General features: G+C 43.2%; 17 protein-coding genes and 1 pseudogene. 17 read left to right on the top strand and 1 reads right to left on the bottom strand.

Going from position 1 to position 22,940, the window contains the following annotated elements; translation table 11 throughout:
* The 5 genes from L0M98_RS22375 to L0M98_RS22350 all read left to right on the top strand — a co-directional run.
* A partial coding sequence (locus tag L0M98_RS22375) for a hypothetical protein (RefSeq protein WP_227217876.1) occupies window positions 1-218 on the top strand: 218 nt, incomplete at its 5' end.
* A 296-nt stretch (window positions 219-514) separates the two neighbouring features.
* Entirely contained in the window at window positions 515-2,437 is a 1,923-nt protein-coding gene (locus tag L0M98_RS22365) for an AMP-dependent synthetase/ligase (RefSeq protein WP_370645706.1), read from the top strand.
* A 74-nt stretch (window positions 2,438-2,511) separates the two neighbouring features.
* Window positions 2,512-4,368 (top strand): (E)-4-hydroxy-3-methylbut-2-enyl-diphosphate synthase, encoded by a 1,857-nt coding sequence (gene ispG / locus L0M98_RS22360; protein ID WP_099291792.1) that lies wholly within the window; start codon window positions 2,512-2,514, stop codon window positions 4,366-4,368.
* Entirely contained in the window at window positions 4,361-5,710 is a 1,350-nt protein-coding gene (locus L0M98_RS22355) for an MATE family efflux transporter (protein ID WP_227217875.1), read from the top strand. The genes ispG and L0M98_RS22355 overlap by 8 nt, the downstream gene beginning before the upstream one ends.
* A 78-nt stretch (window positions 5,711-5,788) precedes the next feature.
* Entirely contained in the window at window positions 5,789-6,412 is a 624-nt protein-coding gene (locus L0M98_RS22350) for an AAA family ATPase (protein ID WP_099291794.1), read from the top strand.
* Window positions 6,413-6,486: 74 nt separating this feature from the next.
* On the opposite strand, the gene L0M98_RS22345 is transcribed toward L0M98_RS22350, so the two are convergent.
* A complete protein-coding gene (locus tag L0M98_RS22345; protein WP_227217874.1) occupies window positions 6,487-6,768 on the bottom strand; it encodes a hypothetical protein in 282 nt (93 codons plus the stop codon).
* A 168-nt stretch (window positions 6,769-6,936) separates the two neighbouring features.
* On the opposite strand from L0M98_RS22345, the pseudogene L0M98_RS22340 reads away from it, so the two are divergent.
* The 12 genes and pseudogenes from L0M98_RS22340 (at window position 6,937) to L0M98_RS22285 (ending at window position 22,595) form a co-directional block, all read left to right on the top strand.
* Window positions 6,937-8,081 (top strand): annotated as a pseudogene (locus tag L0M98_RS22340) (AAA family ATPase).
* A 177-nt stretch (window positions 8,082-8,258) separates the two neighbouring features.
* On the top strand, window positions 8,259-8,687 hold the full coding sequence (locus L0M98_RS22335; protein WP_227217873.1) for a hypothetical protein: 429 nt from the start codon (window positions 8,259-8,261) through the stop codon (window positions 8,685-8,687).
* A 10-nt stretch (window positions 8,688-8,697) separates the two neighbouring features.
* Window positions 8,698-12,012, top strand: coding sequence for a golvesin C-terminal-like domain-containing protein (locus tag L0M98_RS22330; protein WP_227217872.1), 3,315 nt, complete (start codon window positions 8,698-8,700; stop codon window positions 12,010-12,012).
* Between the two features lie 67 nt (window positions 12,013-12,079).
* Window positions 12,080-12,670, top strand: coding sequence for a sigma-70 family RNA polymerase sigma factor (locus L0M98_RS22325; RefSeq protein ID WP_237961999.1), 591 nt, complete (start codon window positions 12,080-12,082; stop codon window positions 12,668-12,670).
* A gap of 18 nt (window positions 12,671-12,688) precedes the next feature.
* Window positions 12,689-13,849 (top strand): FecR family protein, encoded by a 1,161-nt coding sequence (locus L0M98_RS22320; protein ID WP_227217870.1) that lies wholly within the window; start codon window positions 12,689-12,691, stop codon window positions 13,847-13,849.
* Window positions 13,850-13,912: 63 nt separating this feature from the next.
* Window positions 13,913-17,512, top strand: coding sequence for a SusC/RagA family TonB-linked outer membrane protein (locus tag L0M98_RS22315; RefSeq protein WP_227217869.1), 3,600 nt, complete (start codon window positions 13,913-13,915; stop codon window positions 17,510-17,512).
* A 6-nt stretch (window positions 17,513-17,518) separates the two neighbouring features.
* Window positions 17,519-19,168 carry a RagB/SusD family nutrient uptake outer membrane protein gene (locus L0M98_RS22310; protein ID WP_186975844.1) on the top strand — a complete coding sequence of 550 codons (1,650 nt, stop codon included), beginning with the start codon at window positions 17,519-17,521 and terminating at the stop codon, window positions 19,166-19,168.
* A 15-nt stretch (window positions 19,169-19,183) separates the two neighbouring features.
* Window positions 19,184-19,801: a hypothetical protein gene (locus L0M98_RS22305; RefSeq protein ID WP_141560937.1), complete on the top strand. Its 618-nt coding sequence runs from the start codon at window positions 19,184-19,186 to the stop codon at window positions 19,799-19,801.
* Between the two features lie 7 nt (window positions 19,802-19,808).
* Window positions 19,809-20,321 (top strand): hypothetical protein, encoded by a 513-nt coding sequence (locus tag L0M98_RS22300; RefSeq protein ID WP_141560938.1) that lies wholly within the window; start codon window positions 19,809-19,811, stop codon window positions 20,319-20,321.
* A 293-nt stretch (window positions 20,322-20,614) separates the two neighbouring features.
* Window positions 20,615-21,022, top strand: a complete 408-nt coding sequence (locus L0M98_RS22295; protein ID WP_227217868.1) for a LytR/AlgR family response regulator transcription factor — start codon at window positions 20,615-20,617, stop codon at window positions 21,020-21,022.
* 311 nt (window positions 21,023-21,333) lie between these two features.
* Window positions 21,334-21,762, top strand: coding sequence for a hypothetical protein (locus L0M98_RS22290; RefSeq protein WP_099292896.1), 429 nt, complete (start codon window positions 21,334-21,336; stop codon window positions 21,760-21,762).
* Window positions 21,759-22,595 (top strand): IS3 family transposase, encoded by an 837-nt coding sequence (locus L0M98_RS22285; protein WP_227217867.1) that lies wholly within the window; start codon window positions 21,759-21,761, stop codon window positions 22,593-22,595. The genes L0M98_RS22290 and L0M98_RS22285 overlap by 4 nt, the downstream gene beginning before the upstream one ends.
* Window positions 22,596-22,940 lie beyond the last annotated feature (345 nt).

The raw sequence follows: 22,940 nt of genomic DNA, 5'->3' as shown, positions 1-22,940 counted from the left end.
GTTACAATGATTTGTCGGCGAAAGAATTGAACCGGTTGTTCCGGGATGTCACTTGCTTGGTGGATTTCGGCTGTATAGATTACGGTTTGAATCCCGGAACTCGCGAAGCGGACAGGTATTGGCTTGACGAGCATCGTTGGCATATCACGAATTGTTACATGGAGAAGAAGACGGAAAGAATATTACGGGATGCCGGGATGGGTGGCAGGACAGAGTAATCCTATTTTGACAGTAGTATTTGTTATTTTCAAAAGTTATTGCGTAATTTGTGTAGCACTTTTTGTGCTACACAAATTACGCAATTTATAAATCATTGGTTATGAATAAAATATTCAATCAATTCGGCTCTTAAGGTGTTGATGGATAAAGAATACGTTTTTAAATCCGATAAGGGCTATCGCGTGTACGATCGTTTCATGGAATTGTGGTTGCAGGCATTGCCTTATGGTAACTTATGACAACGAATGAATCGTTTTGTTCGTAAGAATGGAAATTCTTTGTTAGCTTTGTGGGTATGATGAAAGATATGAAGACGATTATAGACTTATTCGAGAGAAGTTGTGAAATGTTTCCCGACAGACCTTATTTATGGGAGAAGAAGGACGGGGAATACAGGGCGACGACGTACACGGGGGTGAAACGGGAGGTGATGAACTTCGCCGGGGCATTGTGTATGTTGGGGTTGGAGCGTGGCGAGAGGGTGGCGTTGTTGAGCGAGGGGTGCAATAAATGGGCTTATTCGGAGCTGGGGATGTTGTATGCCGGGGGGGTGAACGTGCCGTTGTCGATTAAGTTGACGGATGGGGAGATTGTGTTCCGGATAGAACATTCACAAGCGAGGTTTCTGGTTGTTTCGTCGAATTTCCTGAACCGGGTGAAAGAGATTGAAGATCGGGTACAAGGCGTGGAGAAGATTATCGTGTTGGATTCCGCGGTGAACGAGGGGCGTTATATCGGTTTCGAGGAATTGCAGCGGAAGGGAGCGGAATGGTTGGCGGGCCACCGGAACGAACTGGACGAAAGGGTGAAGGCTATCGACGAACGTGACCTCGTGAATATCTCTTACACGTCGGGGACGACTGCCGAGCCGAAAGGTATCATGCTCTCGCACCGGAATTACGTGACTAACGTGTTGCAATCGGATTCGCTTATCCGGATACCGGATTATTATAAAGTGTTGTTGTTCCTGCCGTGGGATCATAGTTTTGCCCACACGGTGGGGCTTTACTCGTTCATGTATAACGGGGCTTCGGTCGCGTCGGTGGATTACGGGCAATCGGGAATGGAGTATTTGCGCAATATTCCCGTGAACCTGCAAGAGGTGCAACCTCATATATTGTTGAGCGTTCCGGCGTTGGCAAAGAATTTCCGTAAAAATATAGAAGCGGGCATACGGGCACAAGGACGTTTCACGGAACGTTTATACCGGACGGGACTAAGGCTCGTTTATAAATACAACGGTTTCGGGGACGACCGGGGCAAGGGATGGAGATGCTTGTTGAAACCTCTGGTGAAATTGTGGGACGCGGTGTTGTTCTCGAAAATCAGGAAACAGGTGTTCGGGAGAAATTTGCGCTTCTTTGTCGGGGGCGGTGCCTTGTTGGATATCGAGTTGCAACGTTATTACGCGGCATTGGGCGTGCCGATGTTTCAAGGCTACGGGTTGTCGGAGGCATCCCCGGTGATTAGTTCCAACACGCCCGGGCGCCACCGTTTCGGTTCGTCCGGAACGCTGGTAAAACCGATGGATATCCTGATTTGCGACGAGGACGGGAAGCCGTTGCCTCACGGGCAGAAGGGGGAGTTGTGGATCCGGGGTGGAAACGTGATGGAAGGATATTGGCGCAACGAGAAAAGCACTGCCGAAACGATTGTCGATGACTGGTTGCACACGGGTGATCTGGGATATCTGGACGAAGCGGGTTGGCTGTACGTGCTGGGGCGGTTCAAGTCATTGCTGATCGCGAATGACGGGGAGAAATATAGTCCGGAGGGTATCGAGGAAACGATAGCCGAGCAATCCGGGTACATAGATTATTGTATATTGTATAACAATCAATCGCCTTACACGGCGGGGTTGATCGTGCCGAATAAAGCCGCCTTGCGGGAATATGTCGGGAAACGGAACATGGAACCGGATTCCCCGGATGCCTATCGTTTGATGATAAAGAAGTTGCAGGAAGAATTGATGGCTTACCGGGTTGGCGGGCGCTATGCTAATTTGTTCCCGGAAAGGTGGTTGCCCGCGGTGGTGGCTATCCTGCCCGAACCGTTGACAGAGCAGAACGGGATGATAAATTCCACGATGAAAGTGGTAAGAACTCGGGTTTACGATCATTTTAAAGAAGAAATCGACTATCTTTACACCCCGGAAGGGAAGGATATGGCGAATAGGCATAACCTTCAGAATCTGAAAAGAATAATGAATAAAATTTAGAGTTTAGAATTTAAAATTTAGGATGTAGCGTGATGGGAATCTAAAATCTAAAATTTAAAATCTAAAATTAAAACATGGGTCGTCGGAAAACAAAACAAGTAAAAGTCGGTGATATTTATATCGGGTCGGAGTATCCGGTGCGCGTGCAGTCTATGTTGAACACGGACACGATGGACACGGAGGCTTGCGTGGAGCAGGCGATACGGATTATTGACGCGGGAGGTGAACTGGTGCGTATCACGGCTCCCGGGGTAAAGGAAGCGAAAAATTTAGCCAATATACACGCGGAATTGCGCCGGAGGGGGTACACTACACCGCTTTCGGCTGATATACATTTCAACCCGGAGGCAGCGATGGAGGCGGCGAAACACGTGGAGAAGGTACGTATCAATCCCGGTAATTTCGTCGACAAGCGCGCCACGTTCCAGACGTTGGTTTACACGGACGAGGAATACGGGGAGGAGTTGCGGCGGTTGCGGGAGAAGTTCACTGCGTTTCTGGACGTGTGCCGGGAACACGGCACGGCGGTGCGAATCGGTACGAATCACGGCTCCCTGTCTGACCGGATTATGAGTCGCTACGGGAATACGCCTGCCGGAATGGTGGAGGCGACGATGGAGTACTTGCGCGTGTGTCGTGACGAAGAGTTTGATAACGTGGTGATCTCCTTGAAGTCCAGCGATTGCCGCGTGATGGTGGAGGCGGTGCGTTTGCTGGTGCGGCAGATGGAAAAAGAGGGGATGGATTACCCGTTGCACTTGGGAGTGACGGAAGCGGGAGAGGGGGAAGACGGGAGGATTCGCTCGGCAGTAGGTATCGGTACTCTCTTGAACGAGGGATTGGGCGATACTATCCGGGTTTCACTGACGGAGGAACCGGAACGGGAAATTCCCGAGGCATTAGCTTTGAGTATATTATGTAGTCGCGTTGACGTGGGTGTGGAACCTGTTAAGTTAGACGGGTGTTATTCGCGCCCGGTGCTTGTCGCGGATATATCCAAGGTGGATTGCATAGACGAAGCGGTGATGGAGAAATTGGATTTTCACGTGGCAGCGGTGAATGATCCGGTGTACGGCGATATGTTGCGAGGGGGAGTACGCGCCCCGGAGATTATTTATACCGAGGCACTGGGACCGGAATTGACAAAATTGCCGGATTCGGTGACCGTGGTCGTGCCTTTCGAGATGATAGATGTGGCGCATGTTTATAACCGTAAGGCGGCAGCGTTAATCAGTGACAAGGAGTTTCTTCGCCTTTCGCGTCCCGTGGAGGGAGATGGTATTTTCGTGGAGGTGCGTAACGGGAAGTTCATGAATGCCGATTTGGCGAGAAAATTGAAGGAGAATAAGTCGGCTGTCGTGGTGCTTACCTTGGATGTGGCTTCTGTTGCGGTGTACCGTGTTTACTTGGGGGGGCTTGAACGTTTAGGTATTGAAAACCGGGTGATTATTCGCTTGATATCGAAAGAGAAAGATGTATCGACGCTTCGTTTGTTGGCGGCGGCGAATTTGGGAGGTTTATTCTTGGATCGATTGGGATACGGGTTGTGGTTGTCTTGCACCGGGGTGCCGGACGCGTTCTATGGCGTGCAGTTGAGCCGGGATATTTTGCAATCGGCGGGAGTGCGCCGTTATAAAACGGAATTTATCAGTTGCCCGGGATGCGGACGGACATTATATAATTTGCAGGAGTCGGTGGCACGGGTGAAGGAGGCTTTCGGGCACTTGAGCCGTTTGAAAATAGCCGTGATGGGATGTATTGTCAACGGGCCCGGGGAGATGGGTGATGCCGATTACGGTTACGTGGGTGCCGGGAACGGGAAGGTGAACCTGTTCCGCGGGAAAGCGATGGTGCGCGTGGGTGTGCCGGAAGGAGAAGCTATTGAAGCGTTAAAACAATTAATTATAGAAAGCGGAGATTGGAATGACTGATGTAAAGGACAGCGCTCCACTTGTACTGGGAACGGAGAAAATCGGGAAGTTGCTGATGCAATACGCGATTCCCGCTATTATTGCCATGACGGCATCTTCGTTGTACAACATGGTGGACAGTATATTTATCGGGCATGGCGTGGGACCGTTGGCTATCGCGGGATTGGCTATCACTTTCCCGTTGATGAATCTGGCGGCGGCGTTCGGTTCGCTGGTGGGGGTGGGTGCCTCGACACTGGTGGCTATCAAGCTGGGGCAGAGAGATAAGGAGAGCGCCAATCAAGTGTTGGGCAACGTGGTTTTGATGAATGCTATTATCGGGTTGGTGTTCATGACGGTGGCTCTGGTGTTTCTTGACCCGATATTATTGTTTTTCGGGGCGAGTCCCGATACCTTGCCGTATGCCCGGGAATACATGGAGGTGATTCTGGGAGGTAATCTGGTTACCCATATTTACATGGGGCTGAATGAGGTACTGAGGGCGTCGGGCTACCCGAAGAAGGCGATGACGGCGACGCTGATGGCGGTGATAGTGAATTGCGTGTTGGACGCGTTGTTTATTCTCGTGTTCGAGTGGGGAATAAGAGGGGCGGCGTTGGCGACGATCGCGGCTCAGGTGATATCTTTGAGTTGGCAGTTGCATCACTTCTTCGATAAAAAGAGTTTCCTGCATTTCCAACGAGGTATATTCGGGTTGAAGCGGCATATTGTCGGGGGAATGTTGGCTATCGGGTTATCGCCGTTCCTGATGAACCTGTGTGCCTGTTTCGTGGTTATTCTGATCAACAAGAGCCTGAAAGCTCACGGGGGAGATTTGGCTATCGGGGCTTACGGTATCGTGAACCGGGTGGTCTTTTTGTTTATCATGATCGTGATGGGGTTCAATCAAGGGATGCAGCCTATCGCGGGTTATAATTTCGGGGCACGGCAATACGTTCGGTTGAAGCAGGTGTTGAAGTACACGATCTTTTGCGGGGTGGCGGTGACGACAACCGGATTTTTGGCGGGACAGTTGTTCCCCCGCTCGATTGTTTATCTTTTCACGACGGACGCGGATTTGATTCATATCGCGGTGGAAGGATTACGTATCGTGGTGGTATGTTTCCCCGTGGTCGGTTTCCAGATGGTGACGTCGAGTTTCTTCCAGTCCATAGGGATGGCGAAGAAAGCGATCTTCTTGTCGTTGACCCGGCAATTGTTGTTCTTGATCCCTTCACTGTTGATTTTCCCGAATTTCTTCGGCACGGTAGGAGTCTGGATGAGTATGCCCGTGGCGGACGCCATCGCGACAGTTGTGGCGGCGTTGATGTTGAGGTGGCAATTAAAACATCTGAATGTGTAAATAAATTTGTACATAATGGACGACAGGTTTGGGAAAAAAACGGTAGTTTTGTAGAAGAAATAGCTTAAAGATAGACTTATGGAGAATTTTGTTATTACCGTCGGACGTCAGTTCGGTAGTTGCGGCAAGGAAATAGGGCACGCCTTGGCGAAGCGATTTAATATTGCTTTCTACGATAAGGAGTTGATCGCGTTGGCTTCCAAAGAGAGCGGACTTTGTCAGGAATTTTTTGAAAAGGCGGACGAGAAAAATTCGGGGAATCTCTTGCAGGCTTTTGCTGCTGGGTTTACGTTCGGGCCGTTCCAGTACAATGATTTCCTTTCAAACGATAAACTTTTTCAGATACAATCGGATGTAATCCGGAAAGTGGCGAATGAACACTCCTGTGTCATCGTGGGGCGTTGTGCCGACTATATTTTGCGGGACAACAAAAGATGTATCAACATATTTATCCATGCCGATATGGAAGAACGGGTGAAAACCGTGATGAATCGCCAGCATATCCCGGAACAGGAGGCCCGCGAGCTGGTGCGCAAGATGGATAAGACACGTCCTAATTATTACAATTTTTATTCGGATAAAGAGTGGGGTGTTGCCGCATCCTATCATCTGTCGGTGGATTCTTCCCTGCTGGGGGTGGAGGGAACGGTTGATTTTATCGAACAGTTCGTGAAGAGAGCGCTGAATGAGGAAACAATTTAAGATTTATGATTTCGGATTTACGATTTAGGATTGGGAGTAATCTTAAATCGTAAATCAAAAATCATATAAACGTTTTATTTAAATATCCAAAATGCCAAGAGGGCAAGCAAGAGTATAGAGCCTAAAAATATAAAGGTGAAGCGGAAGTAATATAGCTTATCACTCTGTTCCTTGAACGCGAATTCTTTTTCAGCTTGTTCCAATTCCTCTACCGAGAAATTTTTTGAATAGGGAGAATGTGATTTCTCTCGTATCGTTTCAAGGAGGTTTTTACTCCTTTCACGTCGCCGCCGGAGTAATGTCTGGTTTTGTTTGATGCGCTGATTCATGTCAGCCATGTGTCCTTCGCCGCCCATAACTTTGTCTTTTTTTAGTTCTGAATGAATATTGTAAATGTATAAAATTATTAGCAGAAATCAAATTATTATCCGGTAATATGTTAGATTATATGTTTTGAATTATACAAATCGTATAATTCAAGATAAATAATAACTTTGCACTTGTAACAAATAAATGAATGAAATATGAATAATCCTTTTGTTATCACCGGTAGTATCTCGGAAAAATATTTTTGTGACAGGCGTGAAGAATCAAAAAAGGTTATTCGTACTTTGTCCAACTGGGGAAATCTTTGTTTAATTTCACCTCGGCTATGGGGAAATCAAAGTTGATTTATTTTTGTTACGATAAACCGGAATGTGCAGACAATTATTACACGTTCCACATAGATATTTTGCATACTTCTAGTTTGCGGGAATTTACTTATGTTTTCGGTCAGCGAGTTTTCGATTTGTAACACACGAAGAGTCAGAAAATGTTGACGACGTTTGTTCGTGGACTAAAATCGATTAATGTGAAATTTGGTTTTGATCCCATAAATAACATGCCTACTTTCAGCTTGGAACTTGGTGATATTAGCCGTCTGGAGTTTACTCTTTCAGAGATTTTTGATTGTTTGGAAAAGGCAGACAAACCGTGTATCGTGACTTTTGACGAATTCCAGCAGATAACCCGATACCCGGAAAAGAATATCGAGACTTTGTTGCGTTCGTATATCCAACATCTCTCTAATGTGCGTTTATTTTTGTGGGTAGTGAGCATCATTTGGTGACAGAAATGTTTTTTTCTTCTGCCCGACCATTTTATAACAGTACTTTCGTTTTGGAATTGCATCCCATCGTGAAGGAGGAGTATATACCTTTCGTTTGTCATTGGTTCAGTGCGTATGAACGAAGTATTGGTGAGCCGGATGTACAGAAAATATACGATTTGTTTGACGGTAATACCTAATTATATGCAAAAGACTTTTCACGAGGCTTTCATTAATACTTCGGTAGGCGGCATATGTACCACGGAAATACTGCGCCAAACCATTGATGCGATGCTGGAGGAAGCCAGCAACGGTTATCGCCAGATATTGTCTCGGATACCCGAACGCCAGAAGGAGTTGCTGTATGCTGTTGCCGCGGAAGGTAAAGCTCAAAAGGTCATGAGTATAGGTTTTATTCGTAAGTATTCACTGGCATCTAGCAGTGCCGTTCAAGCAGCAGGTCGTAAATTGATGGAACTGAATTTGTTGACAGTCGAAGATAATATTTATTTTATTCCGGATATTTTGTTCCGTATGTATCTTCAAAGTTTAAGGGAGAATGATATCGTTTTTTTCTGATTTTTTTTGATCTTTTCTTAAATTATTTTTTTTTCAAAAAAAAAGTTCGAATTTTTCTCACCCCTAAAGCGTCTTTTTGGTGCTTTAGAAGCATGAGTTGTATTATAAGTGGTCAAAATGAATTTTGAATCGCTTAGAGAGATGTTTAATTTTTAAATTAATGGTTTGTGAAAAAAAATGAAGAAATTTTTAATGTTATTGGTGTTCTTTTTGAGTGGAGTCTCAATGTTTTGTAAAGCCGTGGAATATCGAAAGACTTTGGTGGTAGAGGTCGGAGGTTCATTCAATGTAAGTTTTCAGGGGATTTTTGGAGACAAAGATGTGGTATTGTGTCTTTATCAAGGTACAGGGCAAGCTTTTGAATATTTTTGTGAGCTAAATGCAGTTCAAGGTTTTGGGATGGTAAATGTTGGAGTGGAGGAGGCTGGTGATTATTTATTCATTAATAAGGATTTTTCTCCGGAAAAAGATATGTTGCGTATTACTTTGGTTGTATTGCCTAAAGAAATGTTGGAGGGCTATAGTTGTAACAACGAAATTGTCAGTAGATATGGGGGGTGTGGGCAAGTGGTGATGGTGGAAGATAGAAAACGTTGGATGATTTAAAAAAAGAAGTATGAATATACGTCATGTGTTACAAATAGCCCGATACGAGGTGAAACTCAATCGTCGGCAATGGATTTTTCAATTATTTGCTTTGTTGACGGTAACGGGGGTTATCGCATGTCATATATATTGGCAAGGGAGGGAGGCTTATTCAAATTGGAAGATGGTTGCCCTTCCTTGTGCTATGCCTTTGGTGAACGCATATTTGTTTAGTCTGATTCAATCCTTATTTTTGATAATTATAGCTACGGAACAACCTTATCGTGAGCGACGCTATAATGCGATGGAGCCATTGAATACGCGGCCATGGGACAATCAGGAATACCAGTGGGGGAAGATGCTAGGGCTTTTAGCCTCTTTTTTAATGGTGAATGTGATTGAGGTTGTCGGTTCCGTATTTTTGGTAAATTTAACGAGTGTGGCGCCGGTTGCTTTTGGTTATTATCTTTTTTACATGCTAACGTTAAGTGTCCCTTCTTTTGTTTTTATATATGGATTGGGCATTTGGCTTTGTCGATGGATTCGTTTTCGTTTTGTGGTGATCACGTTGTTACTAGGTTTCGTGGGGGTGTCGTTTTATTTTTTACCTTATTATTCTCATGGTACTTGGGATTTTATGGCTAGTGGGATTCCTAATTTATTCTCCGAGTTCACGGGACACGTGAATTTAGGCGGGTATTTGGTGCAGCGAGCCGTTTATCTCCTGATCGGTTTTGGTTTTTTTTGTTTAAGTATTCCTTTTGTTGAGCGAATTGCCAATAATGGAATGATGACAAGAAAGTATACGCTACTTGGATGGAGTGCCGTGTTTATAGGGTGTTTTTGTGCCGGTAGTTTGGAGTGGAAGTTTCAAGTTGATCGTTGGGTGCGAGAGGGATATTGTGAAAGTTTTCGTCGTAATTGGGATGAAGTGACTTGTCGGGTAAAGCAAAATGATATGGTATTTTCTCAATTTGGGGGTTGTATTTCTGTCACTTGTGATTTGGTCATTTATAATCCCAACAAGGAGAGGCTTGCCGCATGTGTTTTGTTTTTGAACCCAGGGTTGCAAGTGGAAAGGGTCGAGATTGCGGGACGTGAAATAGTATGGGAGAGGGAAAAACAGGTGTTGGTAGTCAAGCACCCTTTGGAGGCAGGGGATTCGATTTGTATGCGCATGGAATACGAGGGGAAAATAGATGACAGGTATTGTGATTTGCATTTATCGGCAGATAGGTATGAAGATACTTTTCGAGGAGATTATTTTTTCCCTACAGGTAGAAGGGGTTCTTTCGTGAGAGATGACTATTTGCTATTGACTTCAGCCTCAATGTGGTATCCGGTGGCTTATCCTCCGGTGAATCCGCTTATGCCTATGGCCTCGGGTCGGGATTTTACACGTTTTAGTTTAACGGTAGTTGCCCCTCGGCAGAAAGTGTTGCTATCCCAGGGAGTGGTTTCTCGAAAAGGAGATTCTTTATTTTTCTGTCCAAGTAAAGTGTTATCGGGAATCTCTTTGTGTGGTGGAGAATACAAGAAACAATCCGTCCGTTTTAAGGGTGTGGAAGGGGTGTTGTATTCGAAGGGAGGGTATCAGTTGTTGTTGGATCGTTTCCCTCAAAAAATGGACACGAGAAAATGGGAAACTTGTGTTGATAAATATTATAATTTGCCGTTTGTTCTAGATGACATGGTGGATACTAATTTGTCGTGGTATGAACCGACAAATCCTCGATTATATTGTTTTGAAACTCCAGTTTCGTTTTACACGGAAACGAGAATAGCTCAATTGAAACAAGAACAAGCTGAACCGGGAATGCTTTTTTGGCCGGAGAGAGGTTTCGGCTTAAAGCTCGCTGAATGTTTGAAAAGTGAAAAATTAGATTGGGAATGGGTGACGGGATGGTTAGGAGGGAAAAGTATATTGTATGGGGAGGTGGAGAAATTGAATAGTCATCCTTTGTGGGGTATCATGCAGGCGGAAAAAAGTAATGGAGATCGTCCTGGTTTTATGTACGGTGTTAAAGGTCTGACGGAGGAGAGTGGAGGGCGAGTGTATTCACCGGAATATCCTTTTATTGATGTTGTGTTAAATGATTTACGCAAAGAGGAGAAAGGGTTGTCTATACTATCTGATTTTTTGAATACATCTAATTTCGATGGTCTTGATTATTGGCGAGGACGTGGAATGTCTGATTTTTTGATAGATAATACTTTGCAATGGGGAGAGCAACGGGATTGTTTTCGTTTAAAGCGGGATGATCTCTCCGATAGGCTGACTTTGGATGTGTCTTTTGATAAGGTGAAATTATTGTTGAATAATATTTACGAAAATTTAGCTGGAGAAATTCCGTTTGATACAGTGTGTCAACAATTTCGGACGCAATTGGGGGTTGATTTGCAAACTGTCGCAAAAGAATGGATGGCATCCCGGCATGAACAATTTTATTGGGTGCGAGATTTTGTCGTGAAGGCGTATCCCGTGGTAGCAGTGCAAAAAGCGGGAGAGATGGTATTGCCGAAATATAATTATGAGGTGACAGGAAAGGTGATGAACGTGGGGAAGACAGAGGGAATTTTATCCGTAGAGTGTAGTGATTTTTCGGGGGTGAGGTTGTACAGGAATCACTTGCTTGCCGGGGAGGCGAAAGAGTTTCGGATTGTAACGGATATGTCACCTAAAGGGATTGTTTTCGGATTGTCTTCTAATCGTCCGAAAAGGAAAATGCCTTCATCCTGGATACAGGAAGGCGGTAGGGAAGAGCAAACGTTGGTGAATGAGTGGAAAGAGATTTCCTCTCGGTTGTTTGAGCCGGAAGCTGATGTGATATTGGTAGATAATGAAGATTCCGGTTTTGGATTGTATGATGCAGAAATTACTTGGTTGCAGCGTTTCCAAAAGAAAGAACGTGTATATAAATCCATGCGTGAGGTTGTGAATAGTACCCGTTGGATACCAGTCGTGGATGCCTATAGCTACGGGGATTCTATTCAAAGTTGTTATTGCAAGTGTAGTGGGGAAGGAAAATCTACCGCTACGTGGTGTGCTGTTTTGCCCGAGAAAGGGAAGTATCGGGTGATGGGATGGGTGTATAAGAAGAGTAGCGTGGAGAGACGACCGCGTGATATTGTTTATAATTATATTGTCGGGTGTAAAGATTGGAGTGAAGAGGTGGAGGTTAATATGGATATTGCTTTGCCTAAAGATAATCAAGGGTGGGTATGTCTTGGCGAATTTGATTTCCCTGGGGGTGAAGTAAATGTAGTTTTATCGGATAAAAGCACCAAGGGTAGAAAAGATGTCATTATCGTAGCAGATGCCATGAAATGGATAAAAATAAATTGAAAAAAATGGACTTTGGGTTCACCCCTAATTCCTTTTTTTGTGCTTTAGGAGAGAATTAATGCATGGAATGCAAAATATGACAGTTGAAAGAATACATATTGAAACGTCGGAAATAGACTTGAAAGATACCCGAATATTTAAGGCTGTCTTTAATATGTTTTATCCTAGGGCTTATACTTTTGTTTTGAAGTTGATTAAAAATGAGAATATTAGTGCTGATCTCACTCAAGATGCTTTCTTGTATATGTGGGAAAAAGCATATTGTTTCCCGAATATACTTACGTTTAAGTCGTATTTATATAGCTGTTTGAAGAATAAATCCTTGAACTATATGCGGGATCATAAGGTTGAGATGGAAATGTTAGGTTTGAGAGAGAGTTATGTAGATGAGATTGATGTAAATCATTTGATTATAGAACAGGAATTGAAAGCTAGAATATTGGATGAAGTGAATAGATTGGGAGGGGTGAAGCGGGATGTTATTTTATTACGATTGGAGGGATATAGTTATGATGAGATTTCAGAAGAATTGGGGTTGAGTATAAACACGGTTAAAACTCATAAGAAACAAGCTTATAAGGATTTAAGAATCCATTTGTCGGATTATAACCAGTACGTTCTCATGTTGGTTGTATTATTGGCAATATGTTTTTGTTAGCAGGTAAAAAGTATGTCTATGAAAAGAATAAGGAAGGATATAGAGATAAGTGATTTGATTTACAGGTCTCTTCGTGGAGAAATCTCCGTTGACGAGAAAAAGTTCTTGGAGGTCTGGTGCTTGGAACCGAAGAATCGGGAATTATTTATGAAACTTCGGGAGGCGGATATGCTTTACGAGGGGATAGCGGATATGAATAACGTGGACACAGAAGCACCTTTCAAAAAAATAAATGACAGGATAAGGCGCAGGAAACGTGCACGGATGATGAGATATCTTTCGGGGATTGCTGCCACGGTCTTAGTGGGAGTAGTATTGATTCTTTGGAGTGCGGAAGAAAAACAACAGGCAAAGACAATTCCGCTTTCTTCTGTTCCCAAAGGACGAATGGAGCCTTTTGCGACGCTGGTGACAACCGGAGGAAAGGTGGTTTACCCGGAAGATTCCGTGAAACAATTGGCTGTAAACACAAGTGATAGCAAACTTGTTCTTCCGGTAGAAGAGAAGACCGACGAATCTCAACTTGTCCAAATGCAGGAAATCGAGTATAACGTGCTGACGACTTCGAAACAAGGAAATATAAAAGTAACGTTGTACGACGGTAGCTACGTGTGGCTGAATGCCGGGAGTGAATTGAGATACCCGAATACATTTGTCGGAAATAAACGAATCGTGTACCTGAAAGGGGAGGCATTCTTCGAGGTGGTGAAAGATGCTGACCATCCTTTTGTAGTGAATACGGCTTCTGCCGTGATCAACGTGCTGGGAACGAGCTTTAACGTGAGTGCGTACGATGTATCGTGTGAGACTACATTGGTGGAAGGGCGCGTGCGAATGAAAAACGGGAAACAGGATAGCGTGGAACTTCGTCCGGGGGAGCAGGCTTTCTTGACAAAGTACGGGAGCATCGGGGTGCGTGAAGTTGATGTGAGATATTCTACGGGTTGGATGAATAACCTGTTTGCCTTTAAAGAGGCGCCGTTGCGGGAGATCGTGGATGTGCTGGGCGAGTGGTACGGCTGCACGTTCCGTTTCGAGGAGCCGAAAGTCGGGAATGTTTTATACACGACCATGGTAAAGAGATATCCGGATGTGGACAGCGTGTTGCGGGTACTGGAGGGAACAGGTGATTTCCGGTTTATAAAGATAAATGATACCATCATTATAAAAGAAAAATAGACAAAGAGCCTCGTATCTCTTTGCCTATCTCATACTTAAATTTCAAGTTTAAAACACAAATCTATGAAAAAAAAACCGATTCATTGCTCTTTAAAAGAGCGGATTTTTAGGAATGACAGGTTTTTAAGACAATTCCTTGCGTTATTGTCTTTGCTTGTCATAGGAAACGTGGGAATAACCGTGGCGCAAGCCGTCCCGAAGTTCACGGTGAATTTCAAGGACGCTTCGTTGATGGAAGTGCTGGATTATTTAGGGAAAAACAGCGACTACACCTTCACGTACAACAGTGAGAACGTGAAAAATGAAACCGTGAAGATTACCGAATCTTTCAAGGACGTTACATTGGAACAAGTTCTCACCAAATGTCTGGAAAAGACCCGTTTTGATTTTAATGTCGTGGAAAACCATGTCATTATAAAAAATAGGACGGTGTCAATGAATGAATTCCGTGTAAAAGGTAAGGTTGTTGATATGAAGGGACAACCTTTGCCTGGAGTGACAATTATGTTGGATGGTACTAAAGTTGGTTTTGTGTCAGATAACCAAGGGGCATTTAATGCAGTGATTCCGGTGGAGAAAGGAGTTCTTTCTTTGTCTTTTATCGGGTTTAAAACAAAAAAGGTGAATTTTGAATCTGGTAAAGAGCTGGTTGTTAAGATGGAAGAAGATGTGGCAGGGTTGGATGAAGTGACGGTTGTTGCGTATGGTGAACGTAAAAAGAGAGAGATGATCGGTTCGGTTTCCAGCGTGAAAGGGGATGAAATAAAGGAAATACCCTCTTCCAGTTTGGAGTCTCTTCTTCAAGGACGTATGGCGGGAGTAGAAATCACGAATATGTCCGGAGCTCCCGGTGGGGGTGGGGCTATTGTTGCTATTCGCGGTTATAATTCATTGATAGACCAAAATTCACTTTCGTTGGGTGATTACGGGGAACCTTTGTACGTGGTGGATGGTATTCCTATGCAGGGATTTACCTCGCCGGTAACGGGTACGAATACTCTTTCTGCTATTGACCCGGCTACCATTGAATCTATTGAAGTTTTGAAAGACGCAGCCTCTGCCGCAATCTATGGTTCTCGAGCAGGTCGAGGGGTTATTCTGATTACCACGAAAAAAGGGCGTGAAGGGGAAGCTAAATTTTCAGCGAATGTGTCCTATTCTTGGTCTCAATTGCCTTCGACTCCTGAGCAAACAGCGGGACGTGCAGTACGAGATTATGCGTTAACGGCGTTGAGAAACCAGACGAGGCCTTATCAGGATCCTGTAACCGGGATTTATAAATTTCCGCACAATTTGCAGGAAGCCTATGGCCTTTATAGTTATGGGGCAGTGTACGACGGTTTTTGGCATAAATCTTTAGTAGGAATTCAAGAAGGACAAAATCCTGTATTTAGTGTAATACAAGATAGTTTGAATCCGTTTTATAATAATGCCACAAACTGGTTTAAGTATGCGTTTCGAACCGGAAAAGTCTTAAATGCGAATATTCAAGCAAGTGGAGGAAGCGCTAGAACACAATATTTGATAGGTGCGGGAGTTTACGATGAAAAAGGGATCGGGTATGGTAGTGATTTTACCCGTGTAAATCTTTTGACGAACTTGAATGTTCAACCGGTGAGAAATTTCTTGGTAGATTCTCGGATTTCTTTGACTTATATGTCTCGACAACGAGGAGATGCAACCGGAGGAATGAAATCTGCTCAAAAGATTGAAAAGATGCCGGTGGATCCGACAAAAACATCATCATTTCTGCCGGGTGGTGGTTGGATAGAAGAAAAGTTGTTGGAAACGATCAACGAGCAATCGGAGAAGAACGAATCGTTTGATTTGAAGGCTTCGCTTGTTTTAAATTATGATATTCTTCCCGGTTTACGTTTGAGTTTGAATGGCTCGGCCAGCTTTAGTCTTGCCACATTGAATTTATTTTTACCGAGGAAATTAGATAAGTATGGATTGAACACTTCTAAATCTGAAATAGAAAGACGTCTGTCCGTGTTGAATGAAAATTTACTTAGTTATAAAAGATCATTTAATGAATCTCATAATATTGATTTGTTAGCGGGGCTTTCTTTCCAGAAAAACACGGGGAATTTTAATTTTGGACAAGGAAGAGGTGGTGCAAGTGATAAAATTCATTACATCTACGAGGGATTTCCTGAGTTGCCGGCGGCTAATATGACGGTTGGCGATGGAGATAAAATACTTCAACACGCTCGGTCTGATTTCGAAGAAACTTCAATGGTGAGTTGGTTTGTGCGTGTTGCTTATAACTATAAGCAACGTTATTTGACAGAGTTTACATTCCGTCAGGATGGTTCTTCGGTTTTTGGTGATAAAAATAAATATGCGAATTTTCCTGCAGTAGCTTTAGGTTGGGCCTTTTCAGAGGAAAAATTCTTGGATTGGGCATGGTGGCTGAGTTATGGAAAATTTAGAGTATCGTATGGGAAATCGGGAGAAATATTTCCTGACGCCTATCGGGCGCATGGTTTGATGATTCCCGGAGGAGAATTTCTTGGGCGTCCGTTGATGAATATAGATGATAATGCGCTGAAGAACGGAGGGATGATTAATCGTGAGTTGAAATGGGTGAAACATGATCAATACGATTTCGGCTTAGATATGGATTTCTTCGATTATAGGTTAAAATTTAAAATAGATTATTATTATCGTTGGTCCACGGGAGTGATTGCTAATTCCAAGATCCCAAAAACGATTTATTTGTATGAAAATCGATGGGTGAATGCTAATGATATTTCCAACGAGGGACTTGAGATTGAAGTGGTCGGGGATATTATTCGTGGAGAAAACTGGAGTTGGAGAACACGTTTTAATGCTTCCCGTAACTGGAATCGTTTGAAAAAGACTTTTGATGGTAAAGATGTGGGATTAACGAACGGGATTCCTCACCATATGTTAGGTAAACCGTTATATAATTTGTGGGCATTCGTGCATGGGAAAGTCTATGAACATGAATCGGAGATTCCGACATACTATACGCCTAATGGTGAAAAATACACGATGTATTTGGCAGATAATAAATATCCTTTCGGCGTTGGAATGAAGGAAGTGGTTGATATGAACGGAGACGGAATTGCCGACTATCGGGATAAACGTAATATGGGACAAACATTGCCGAAAATATATGGTGGCTGGGCTCATGAGGTACGTTGGAAGAATTGGGATTTAAACGTGTTGTTGAATTACTCGTTCGGAAGAAAGATTGCTTGTATGTATCGTTCTGATTCAATGGACCCGAAAGAGGTTATTGGCGGTTCAAATCTTTACGTAGATCTTGATGATGTACGTTTCTGGGAAAAACCGGGAGATGCTGCGATAAAAGGGATTTATCCGCAATTATCCTATTTTGATGCGACGATGTTACAATTTAGTCTGATAGGAGGGGTTTTGTCTAGTCAGGTGGAAACGGTAAATTACGTGAAGTTGAAGCAATTAACTATTGGTTATAACGTGCCGAGAGAGTGGTGTCGAAAGATAAAATTGGATAATGTTCGGGTATTCTTTACCGGGGAGAATCTATTTACTATCACGGGTTATTCCGGTGAGGACCCAGAAGTCGTGAGTATATTTACCGGTATTGATAATTATCGGGCTTATCCGTTGGCTCGTAAGTTAACTTTAGGTTTAACTGTAAACTTTTAATAGGATATGATGAAAAAATTAATAATATTAGGATTGTGCGTGGCAAGCTTTACCGGTTGCGATAGTTTTATCGATTTGACACCGGAAAATGCAGTAACCTACACGAATGCCATGGAAACACCGGAAGAGATGGAAGCCGTACTTTCCAATGCTCAGGCTTGTTTTCAAGGGACATTTACAAAATTGAAAATACAAGAAAAAGCCGGGGCGTATTGTAATGGAGCGGTAGCGGGTTTCGGGGGGCCTGCTAGTTACGTGGATGCTAAAGCGCATTTGTGGGATAACGAGATGATGAATACGGGATATTGGGGAGGACATTATGCTACTATCGGGTATGCCAATATCGTGGAATATAACGTGAAATCAAATTGGACCGAAGAGGCTAAAAACTATTTTTGGGGGCAAGCCGCTTTTTTGAAAGGGATGTGTTATTTTGACCTTGCTCGTTGTTGGGGGGAAGCTCCGGTTGTTGTAAATAATGATTATGAAGCTCCGCAAGTGGCAAAGAGTTCCAATCACGATTTGTTGGAAGAAGCAACTCGCAATGCGTTACGGGCCTTTCAGTATTTGCCAAGATATCGGGATTTGAAATATGCTGATGGAACGCAAATGGACAATCGGCAATATGGTAATAAAGAGAGTGCGGCAGCTTTATTAGCACACCTTTACGCGTGGAGAGCTGCAGTGGAAGAAGGAATTACTCCAGACAAGTCGAAAGAGTATTGGGAAGCTTCGGAGAAATACGCTTCGATGCTTGTTGATGCGAATGGAGAATTAGCAGGGTATGTCAACTTAGCTTCAACAATAGAGAATTTGCAGAAAAATACGTTGAATTCTCGTTATGGAGAAGAGGCTATTTTAGAGTTGGAATTCAATACGAAATATACACAAACTATGCCGGGAGAAGATTTTTACGTGGGTGCGAGTGCATGGGGGTATCCTTATAAGTATGGTTCTTATGAAGGAGATCGGATTGATATTAGTGTTAGCTGTAAATTAATAAACGATTTGTACGGAGAGAATACTGCGGATGAACGGAAGGTTGCTTATTTTGATGTAGAACATTATGATCCGGAGGCAACCTTTACCTGGCCGGATGAACCGGCTCGTATTGAGGTGTATGAACCTTTCCCGGGATGGGTTATGACGCAGGTTGTAGGGGGATTACCGGAGGTGGCTGTTAATCGAGCATACGTGAAAAAGTTTAATAAAGAATTTATATATACAGATGATCCGAATCAACCGGAAAAATACGTGAATATGGATTGTAATAAAATATTATGGCGTTATTCCGATATTCTTCTTTTAAGAGCTGAGGTACGAAATTTCTTGGGAAAAACGGACGAGGCAATCGCGGATTTGAATCGTATCCGGTCACGTGCAAAAGCAGATGCGTATCCGGCAGCAAATGATGCCAAGGGGTTACAATACGCTATATTCCAAGAGAGAGAAAGAGAGTTAATCTACGAGAACCATCGTTTCTTTGATATTATGCGAAATAAAGGATATTATAAAACGGAATTGCCCGCTAATTTCCGTATTTTGACAGAGCAGGAGGTGAAAGATGGTGCATTGTATTTGCCTATTGATAGGGATGCTTCGGAATATAACAAGTTAATGATGCCTAACAAGTACTGGTATAGTAAGAAATTTTAATTAAACGTTACGCTGATGAAAAGAATATATAGTATAGCAATTGTTTTGCTTGGTTTTATCGTTACATCTTGTGGAACGGATTATGGATTTATTGATACAGGGCTATCGAAAACACACGAGGAAAAAACAATGTATGAATATTTCCAGACAGATTCCTATAATTGGTCTTTAGTAAAACAGATGGTTGATAGAGCTGGCTTAAAATCGATGTTTAATGGGGAAGAATCTGATTATAAAGAGATCATGTTTCTAGGACCGGTAGATAATACGATTAGACGTTGGATGTGGGATCATGAATACCGGGAAGTGGAGGAAATTGATGCCGCATTGTGTAGAAAAGTTATATTGCGTTATGTCTTTAATAAAGTATATGAGCGTGAAGATGTTCCGGAGAAGACGTCAGAAACCGGCGATGGTGGCGTGAATCTTGTTGCGGCGGCGAATAATCCCGTGTGGTTTTATTCTGTTAAAACACCATTCCAAGACAATCCTAACGTGATGATAACCTCTTTGGAATTGGTTATGAAAGATAATGGGCAAAAAGCCTATATCGCTTCTTCCGGTATTAAAGTGAAAAACGGGATGCTACATTCTTTGGATGACTCACATAAAATAGGTACTGATATAAATTGATATGGTTATGAGAAAAATATTAGTAATTGGTTTTTTAATGACATTATTGGGAATTGCGGTTGGATGTCATGATGAAGATGTTAGTTATTTGGACGTTTCTGCTATGGAGTATCCGTTGAATTCAATGACTGTAATATCTGGGTTAACACTTGATGATACATTAACTATGAAACCGGGTAGTGCACCTTGGGATCCACCTACTTATCCTTATAAATCGAGGATAAAAAATAATGCGCCGTGGGTTTCACTGGGATTTTATGGAGGAACAGTGGAAGGGGCTCGTCCGTTACTCGTGACATTGGAAAGTGTAAAAGTAAAGGGGGAAAAAGCGAATGCAGAGGTGTTGAAAGAAGAATTGGTTATCGTGGGAGAAGGAAGATTGGAGATACCTTTGTACACGAAAATACCGCTTGGTGAATATGTCTTGTCTTTTCGAGTGGCGAATGTATCAGGGAGTGATGTTGTTGAAGACGCATTTACTGTTATCGTGACGGATGATAAAACACCTTGGTTGAATTGAATTTGGCAAAATATCAAAACGTGCGTGAGTGGTTTATAGTTACATGCGCAAAGAATAAGAAGTTTCACAGGTTGAAAATTAACAAAAATAAGAATTGAGATAGTATTATCTTGATGAGAATAAAGAGGGAGTTGAACACAAATCGGCTCCCTCTTGTTTCGTATTTTTGTATTAATGGAGGGAAAAGGCGTTTCATCCCGTGTAATAAATGTCGATTTGACAATTATTCACTGTATACAAGTTAATCTCGTGCCCGTCGGTAAATATTTCATGAGGCATAAAATTAATTGTCAATGAAAACAAATTTATCGGGTGTAATCGCACCTTCATGCTTGTCACCGCTGGTGGCTGATGGCTTGTTTATTCGTCAAGACGGGTATTACAAGAAATATTTTTATGCCGATATCCTCTGTATCGAGGCATCGGGTAATTATTGTTATTTTTATTTTGAAGATAAATCCCGTGTTACAGTGGCATGTCGTTTGGGTGCCGTGGAACGGCAACTGCCGGACGCTTATCTTGTTCGTGTGCATCGGGGTTTTATATTGAACCTGCGTTATGTCGACACGTGGGCGGGCAATTCCTTGCGTGCCCGGGATAGATGGATCCCGATGGGTGATTATTACCGGGCAAACGTTTTGTCTTGTTTTAATATATTGGATACTTCCCGGGAGAACCCGAAAACGGGGGACGAGGAGTAGGTTTATTTAATATTCACCGGTCTCGTGGATAAGTTTATCGGTGGGCTCCGGTGGAAGGTTTGTTGATTTTGATGGAGTGCTTTGTTTGTCAATTTATTGATGAGATAGATCCCCGGTGAAGACAGGGAGTAATTCCGGAGAAGACAGGGAACAAAGTCCTTTTAAACTCCTTTCAAACTCGTTTCAAAAACCTTCCCGAAGGTCTTTGAAACGAGAGTGCCACGAGGGGGAAACGTGAGAGAGGGAGTATTCGTTGGGAATATGGTATTGTATTACCCTGAAAAAAGTTTACTGTAAACCATAGTAAACCAATGTCAGAATTAGCAAAAATTATCAAACATCGTCATTTCCCCGTTCGGGTAAAATTGTCGGCAGTTCGTGATCGTTTGATCGAGGAACTAGATTACGCGGAGGTTTTAAGCAAGTATGATGTCAGTTCTTCTACCTTCCATGGATGGTTGACTAAATATAAACCCCGAGTGATGTCGGAAGCAAGTTATAAACGCTTATCTTTACCAGTGCATGATCCTAAAACTTTATTATCAATGACAGACAAGGAAGTTCAAGAACTGGAACACTTACGCGAGGAGTTAGAGAAACAAAAGGTACTTGTAGAAGCTTACGAGCTGATGCTTGAGTTAGCTAAAGACCGTCTTCACGTGGATGTAAAAAAAAACCACGAGGAGATGTTATTAGCGGGATTAGTGACCGCCAAAAAGCTCGGGAGGGCAAAGCGATGACAGCATACCTGTGCAACTCGCTAGGTTACAGCAAGCAGGCTTATTACAAGAGCCTTCGCTCGAGTAACGACGAGGAAGAACGTGAACGTTACGTTCTTTCCATTGTTGAAGAGATCCGTCGTGATTTGCCTCGTTTGGGGGTTCTGAAGTTGTGGCGGATGCTAACGGGTAACGGTTTGATGGTTGGTCGTGATTGGCTTTCCCGTTTGCTTCACCGGCATGACTTGATGGTAAAAATGAAGAAGTATCGCGTCATTACCACGGATTCCCGCGCGTGGTGTCACCAGTACCCGAACCTGGTGAAAGGCACTCGAGTCGAGCGCTCTAACCAAGTATGGGTTAGCGATATCACTTACCTGTCGACGGGCAAAGGTTTTGTTTACCTTTCCCTGGTGACGGACGCTTACTCGAGGCGGATCATGGGCTGGGATGTACACCCGACTCTGGATTCGTCTGGTCCGGTGAAAGCCTTGTACCATGCCCTAGAGACCGGAGAACACGGCTCTTTCAAGGACTTGATCCATCATTCTGACAGGGGCGGTCAATATTGTTCGGCCTTGTACACGGGGATATTGAAATTGCACGGGATACGTGTCAGCGTGACCCAGGACGGCTCTCCATACGATAACGCTATCGCCGAGAGGGTGAACGGGATTTTAAAGAGAGAATGGTTGAACGATATCCCGTTGAAAAATATTCATGACGCCAGGAAACACGTCAAGAGGGTGATTGAAATATACAACAAGAAAAGACCACACCTGGCCGTTTGTTGTCAAGTGCCGGAGCAAGCCTACAAGGACAAAATGAAAAAATTTGCCAGGGTAATGTTTTGAGCCGGGCGATTTTTCCTTCTCCCGGGGAATTCCCCGGGAGAAGGAAAAGAAAGTAAACCTTTGATAGGAAGTATCATTTATTTAAAGTAAACTTGTAGCAGTAGATTACAACAATACTACATTTTTTAATTTATTGAATATCAAATCGAGTAAACCAATTTCAGGAAACTACATATTGACTATAAAACCGTGTGTGATAGATGGTGTAGAATCAAGAGATGTCCACTCGTGTGTTTCTTCAAGGCTTTGATGTCTAGTGTTTTGTAAAAAACTTTAAAAATACTGGTGAAAAAATTTGGAAAAAGGGAATTTCTTCGCTTATCTTTGCACCCGCTTTCGAGAGAG

Source organism: Butyricimonas sp. DFI.6.44 (genome assembly GCF_022132345.1).
Taxonomy (GTDB): Bacteria; Bacteroidota; Bacteroidia; order Bacteroidales; family Marinifilaceae; genus Butyricimonas; species Butyricimonas muris.
The sequence above is the reverse complement of the archived record's forward strand: the minus strand, read 5'-3'. Positions and strand labels throughout refer to the sequence as shown.

What these genes read in the sequence shown, in the direction of transcription:
- L0M98_RS22330 (WP_227217872.1), top strand. Translation starts at nt 8,698, where the DNA reads ATGAATATACGTCATGTGTTACAAATAGCCCGATACGAGGTGAAACTC.
- L0M98_RS22310 (WP_186975844.1), top strand. Translation starts at nt 17,519, where the DNA reads ATGATGAAAAAATTAATAATATTAGGATTGTGCGTGGCAAGCTTTACC.
- L0M98_RS22345 (WP_227217874.1), bottom strand. Translation starts at nt 6,768, where the DNA reads ATGGGCGGCGAAGGACACATGGCTGACATGAATCAGCGCATCAAACAA.
- L0M98_RS22335 (WP_227217873.1), top strand. Translation starts at nt 8,259, where the DNA reads ATGAAGAAATTTTTAATGTTATTGGTGTTCTTTTTGAGTGGAGTCTCA.
- L0M98_RS22315 (WP_227217869.1), top strand. Translation starts at nt 13,913, where the DNA reads ATGAAAAAAAAACCGATTCATTGCTCTTTAAAAGAGCGGATTTTTAGG.
- L0M98_RS22295 (WP_227217868.1), top strand. Translation starts at nt 20,615, where the DNA reads ATGAAAACAAATTTATCGGGTGTAATCGCACCTTCATGCTTGTCACCG.
- L0M98_RS22350 (WP_099291794.1), top strand. Translation starts at nt 5,789, where the DNA reads ATGGAGAATTTTGTTATTACCGTCGGACGTCAGTTCGGTAGTTGCGGC.
- L0M98_RS22325 (WP_237961999.1), top strand. Translation starts at nt 12,080, where the DNA reads ATGCAAAATATGACAGTTGAAAGAATACATATTGAAACGTCGGAAATA.
- L0M98_RS22300 (WP_141560938.1), top strand. Translation starts at nt 19,809, where the DNA reads ATGAGAAAAATATTAGTAATTGGTTTTTTAATGACATTATTGGGAATT.
- L0M98_RS22305 (WP_141560937.1), top strand. Translation starts at nt 19,184, where the DNA reads ATGAAAAGAATATATAGTATAGCAATTGTTTTGCTTGGTTTTATCGTT.
- L0M98_RS22290 (WP_099292896.1), top strand. Translation starts at nt 21,334, where the DNA reads ATGTCAGAATTAGCAAAAATTATCAAACATCGTCATTTCCCCGTTCGG.
- L0M98_RS22365 (WP_370645706.1), top strand. Translation starts at nt 515, where the DNA reads ATGATGAAAGATATGAAGACGATTATAGACTTATTCGAGAGAAGTTGT.
- ispG (WP_099291792.1), top strand. Translation starts at nt 2,512, where the DNA reads ATGGGTCGTCGGAAAACAAAACAAGTAAAAGTCGGTGATATTTATATC.
- L0M98_RS22320 (WP_227217870.1), top strand. Translation starts at nt 12,689, where the DNA reads ATGAAAAGAATAAGGAAGGATATAGAGATAAGTGATTTGATTTACAGG.
- L0M98_RS22285 (WP_227217867.1), top strand. Translation starts at nt 21,759, where the DNA reads ATGACAGCATACCTGTGCAACTCGCTAGGTTACAGCAAGCAGGCTTAT.
- L0M98_RS22355 (WP_227217875.1), top strand. Translation starts at nt 4,361, where the DNA reads ATGACTGATGTAAAGGACAGCGCTCCACTTGTACTGGGAACGGAGAAA.